The sequence below is a fragment of the Pseudomonas sp. K5002 genome (genome assembly GCF_013386655.1).
GTDB lineage: Bacteria > Pseudomonadota > Gammaproteobacteria > Pseudomonadales > Pseudomonadaceae > Aquipseudomonas.
Window position 1 is genome coordinate 1 of sequence record NZ_JACARK010000728.1, and the last position, 3,962, is coordinate 3,962.

At 62.6% G+C, this 3,962-nt stretch carries 4 protein-coding genes; all 4 read right to left on the bottom strand.

Going from position 1 to position 3,962, the window contains the following annotated elements; genetic code table 11:
- Nucleotides 1–919, bottom strand: a 919-nt coding sequence (gene tagH, locus HX846_RS27245; RefSeq protein ID WP_178966474.1) for a type VI secretion system-associated FHA domain protein TagH, incomplete at its 3' end; no start/stop codon positions are given.
- 18 nt (nucleotides 920–937) lie between these two features.
- Entirely contained in the window at nucleotides 938–1,069 is a 132-nt protein-coding gene (locus HX846_RS27250) for a hypothetical protein (protein WP_003208049.1), read from the bottom strand.
- A 33-nt stretch (nucleotides 1,070–1,102) separates the two neighbouring features.
- On the bottom strand, nucleotides 1,103–2,635 hold the full coding sequence (locus HX846_RS27255) for a sigma-54-dependent Fis family transcriptional regulator (RefSeq protein WP_087694178.1): 1,533 nt from the start codon (nucleotides 2,633–2,635) through the stop codon (nucleotides 1,103–1,105).
- A partial coding sequence (locus tag HX846_RS27260; RefSeq protein WP_178966475.1) for an AAA family ATPase occupies nucleotides 2,635–3,962 on the bottom strand: 1,328 nt, incomplete at its 5' end. The genes HX846_RS27260 and HX846_RS27255, both read right to left, overlap by 1 nt.

Consider the following 3,962-nt stretch of genomic DNA (forward strand, 5'->3'; position numbering starts at 1 on the left):
CCTCGTGAGCCTGCATGTCGCGGTACGCCCGCATGACAAGCATCTCGGCGGAAACCTGCCCCAGCTGCCCGACACCCAGCAGCGACCCCAAGGCCGCACTGGCGTCTGCGCTGTCTCTAAGTGGGTTGGGGCTTTGGAGCGGCGTCTGGGTGAGTGCCAGTTTCAGCTCTTGCCTGAGCTCGTTACGGGTGCCCAGGCTCTGTTGCAACCCTTCAGTCATTTGCCGGAGCAAGCTCGCGGCCTTGATCGCCAGGACTTCTCTTGCCGACTCATCGAGGTCGCCCAGATCAATACCGAGTGCCTGCGCAAACCCCAACCAGAATGGCCCTGAGCCGTGACCTGGAACGGGCGATTGCGGACTTGGGGCAACCTGGCGCGCAGGCTTCACAAGTTCGGGAACCGTCAGGTGATCCCGGTCCGCCGCCGCGTGGTCCGTCCAGCGCAATGTCTCGTAGGTGGTCATGTTCAGGGCCGCCAGCTCTTGCGACCCGTCCTCGCGCTGCAGTTCGCTGGCCAGTGCCCGCAGTGGGTCCAGCTCAAGGAATGCATCATCGGGAATCAGCCTGTGTAATCCGTCCTGGCCCTGTCCCAGCGGTGGGCTGACCAGTCGTGCGCGAATACTCAGCGGCCCCAGCTGAAATACCGCGCCGTCATCTATCGGTTGCTGCTGCCCCTCATGCAGACGCGCACTGCGGCCTGCCAGGCGGGTTCCATTGCTGCTGATATCCGTCAGGAAATACCGGCCGTCACGATAACTGATCACCGCGTGACGACCGGAAACCTGGCGACTGGTGTCAGGCAGGGTCCAGTCGCAACCGGCCCCCCGACCGATGACGCCCCCCACTCCGTCAAAGACTTTGCGCAGCGCCGGCGCGGACTCTGCTGGCCCCGCAGGGCACACCTCAAACACTAGCTGCATGGCAGGACTCCTCCGCGCTCACAGGCCACGACCGGTGGACCGTGGATCACCCAGCGGACGGTAGTCATCGTCGTCAAAGACATGATTGGTGTTACAGCCACTCAGCAAAAACAACACAAGCACCAGGGCTTGCCACTGACTAACAGGCATCAGGTATCTCCCGGAATTGAAAGGGTGTGCCATTCAGCACTCTCCCTGGACTTCGCCAAACGGAATGTCCAGGCGAGCAAGGCGGTACAACAACGTGCGCCGGGCGAGGCCCAGTTCACGGGCGGTGCGGGTTCGATTGCCACGGTTCTTGCGCAGGCAGTCGATCAGCACTACCCGCTCGACTCGCTCCATGCGCTGGCGCAGCGTTGCGTCGACAGCGGGCGCGGACAGGGTTGATGGCAGCGATAAATGCGCAGGCAGGATCACCTCGTCGTCGCACAGCAGCACCGCCCGCTCCACCATGCATTTGAGCTCACGAACGTTGCCGGGAAAGTGGTGGCTGGACAGTTGATCCAGGGCCGCACTCGACCAGCCCACCGTGGCTCGCCCCAACAGTGCACAGGCCTTGTCGGCGAAATGCCGGGCCAGTTGCAGCACGTCCCCGTCCCGCTGGCGCAGCGCCGGCAACTCGATAGGAAACTGCGCCAGCCGGTAATAAAGGTCCTCGCGAAAGCTTCCTTCAGCCACCATGCTGGTGAGGTCCCGGTGGGTCGCCGCGACGATTCGCACGTCGACCTTGTGGGACGTGTTGGCACCCAACGGCCGAATCTCGCCCTCCTGCAGGACCCGCAACAACTTGGCCTGCAGTGACAGCGGCATATCACCGATTTCGTCGAGCAGCAGCGTGCCGCCGTGGGCGGTGTCAAACAGGCCGGCATGGTCTCTTTCGGCCCCGGTGAACGCGCCTTTGCGGTAACCGAACAACTCACTTTCGAGCAAGCCTTCGGGAAACGCTGCGCAGTTTTGCACCACAAATGCCTTGCTGCTGCGCGGGCCGGCAGCATGAATGGCCCGGGCGACCACCTCTTTACCGGTGCCGGTCTCGCCCCGGAGCAGCACGGTGTAGGGGCTATGCACCACCTTGCCGATCAGGCGGCACGTCTCGTCCATGGCCGTGCTGTTTCCTATCAAGCCGTAGGCGCTGGTGCTGCGGGTGCTGCGAACCACCTTCAACGCACCGGGAGCCCGGCGCATTCGCCGCAACAGGGCCAACTGGCTCAAGACAAAACTGCCCAATTGGCCCAGGGACGCACCGTAGCCAGCCAGCTCCGTCGCTCGCAGGCTGGCACACAACACCATCCCGGATACCTGCTTGCTCGGCCCCGGTAACGGCACGCACAGGAGTGATTGCCAGGACGCCGCGCCCGCTGGCAGAAACCCCGTGTCATACACACTGCTGCCTGCCTCGGTGAGGTTAAACACCCGGTTCTGTTGCAGCACGTACTGCAACAGTTGCTCGTTCCGGAAATCCGCGCCCGAGCTCACAACCGCCCCTGGCGGCGACAGGCCCGGCAAATACTGGGCAGCCAGTTCGAGGCGGCCGGTGGCCTGGTCGAGCAAGTACAACTGGCCAAGCTCGCAGCCGCTCAATTGCGCGGCGCCTGCCGCAAAGTCATCGGCCAATGTCGATTCGTCACTATTGATGCCCAACCGGGTAAACCATCCCAACAAGGCAGCGGCGTAGTCCAGCGGGCTTGGCAACTGGGTAAACGGATTGTCCGCCATCAGCTGAACTCACAGATTACGGTGCCGTTGGCATCCAGCCTGGCATGGACGAACTGCAGGGACTTGCCAACGGCCATCGCACCCAGCAGGCGATCCACCACCTGCGGCAACAGGTTTTCCTCGATCCATTGGTCGACAAACCGCGCGCCACTCCCACTGTGGCTACAGTGCTCGGCCATGTGTGCGACAAGATCCCCTGCGTGACTGAATGCGAGCTTGCGCTGAAGCAGACGCTGGCCCAGGCGCTGAAGTTTGTGTTCAATCAGTTGGTGCAGCACCGCGCCTGCCACCGGGTAATACGGCACGACTCGCATACGGGCCAGCAGCGCCGGCTTGAAATGAGCTGTCAGTACCGGCAGGATCGCGGCGTGCAGTACTTCGACAGCCGGTCGTTGACTGTCGGCGCACAGCCCGGTGACAAGATCGCTGCCCAGGTTGGAAGTCATCAGGATCAGGGTATTGCGAAAGTCGATTTCACGTCCTTCTCCATCATTGGCTACCCCTTTGTCGAACACCTGGTAAAACAGGTTCAGGACATCCGGATCGGCCTTTTCCACCTCATCGAGCAGCACCACTGAATAGGGCTTTTGCCGCACCGCCTCAGTCAGCACCCCGCCCTCCCCGTAACCGACATAACCCGGTGGTGCGCCGATCAGCCGGGACAGTGAGTGTTTCTCCTGGTATTCAGACATGTTGATCGTGGTGACAAAGCGCTCGCCGCCATACAACAGGTCGGCCAGGGCGTGGGCTGTTTCAGTTTTGCCGACACCACTGGGGCCCACCAACAGAAATACCCCCACGGGGGCATCAGGCCTGTTCACGCCGGCCGCGACAGCCCGCAGGCAACGATCCAGGACCTGCACGGCACCTTCCTGGCCGAGGATGCGACCACGCAGATCATCCGCAAAGTTCAGGACCTTCGCGCTGTGTTCGCGGGCAAGCTGCTCCAGGGGAATACCCGTCCAGGCGCTGATAACCTGTGCCACCAACCGTGGGCATACTTCGAAGCTGACCAATCGCTGTTCGTGCTGTATGGCCTGCAACGCCTGATGGTTCTGGGCCAGGAGCGAAGCGAGAGCCTCAGTGCTTTCGCCAAGGTTACCGGCGTCGGCCAGTTGCTGGCGCAGCGAGAGTACCTTCTCGGCCAGTTCGCGCTGGTGGGTCCAGCGTTGTTCAAGCTGGAACTGTGCGACTTCTACTTCTTCCAGTCTCCGGGTGAGGTGCTGCAGCACCTGTTCATCGATGGCCAACCCCGCGTCGGCATCCCTGCGCTCGGCACGTTGCTGGCGCGTGCCCTCGGCCAGTTCGGCGCGCAACTGCTGCAGTT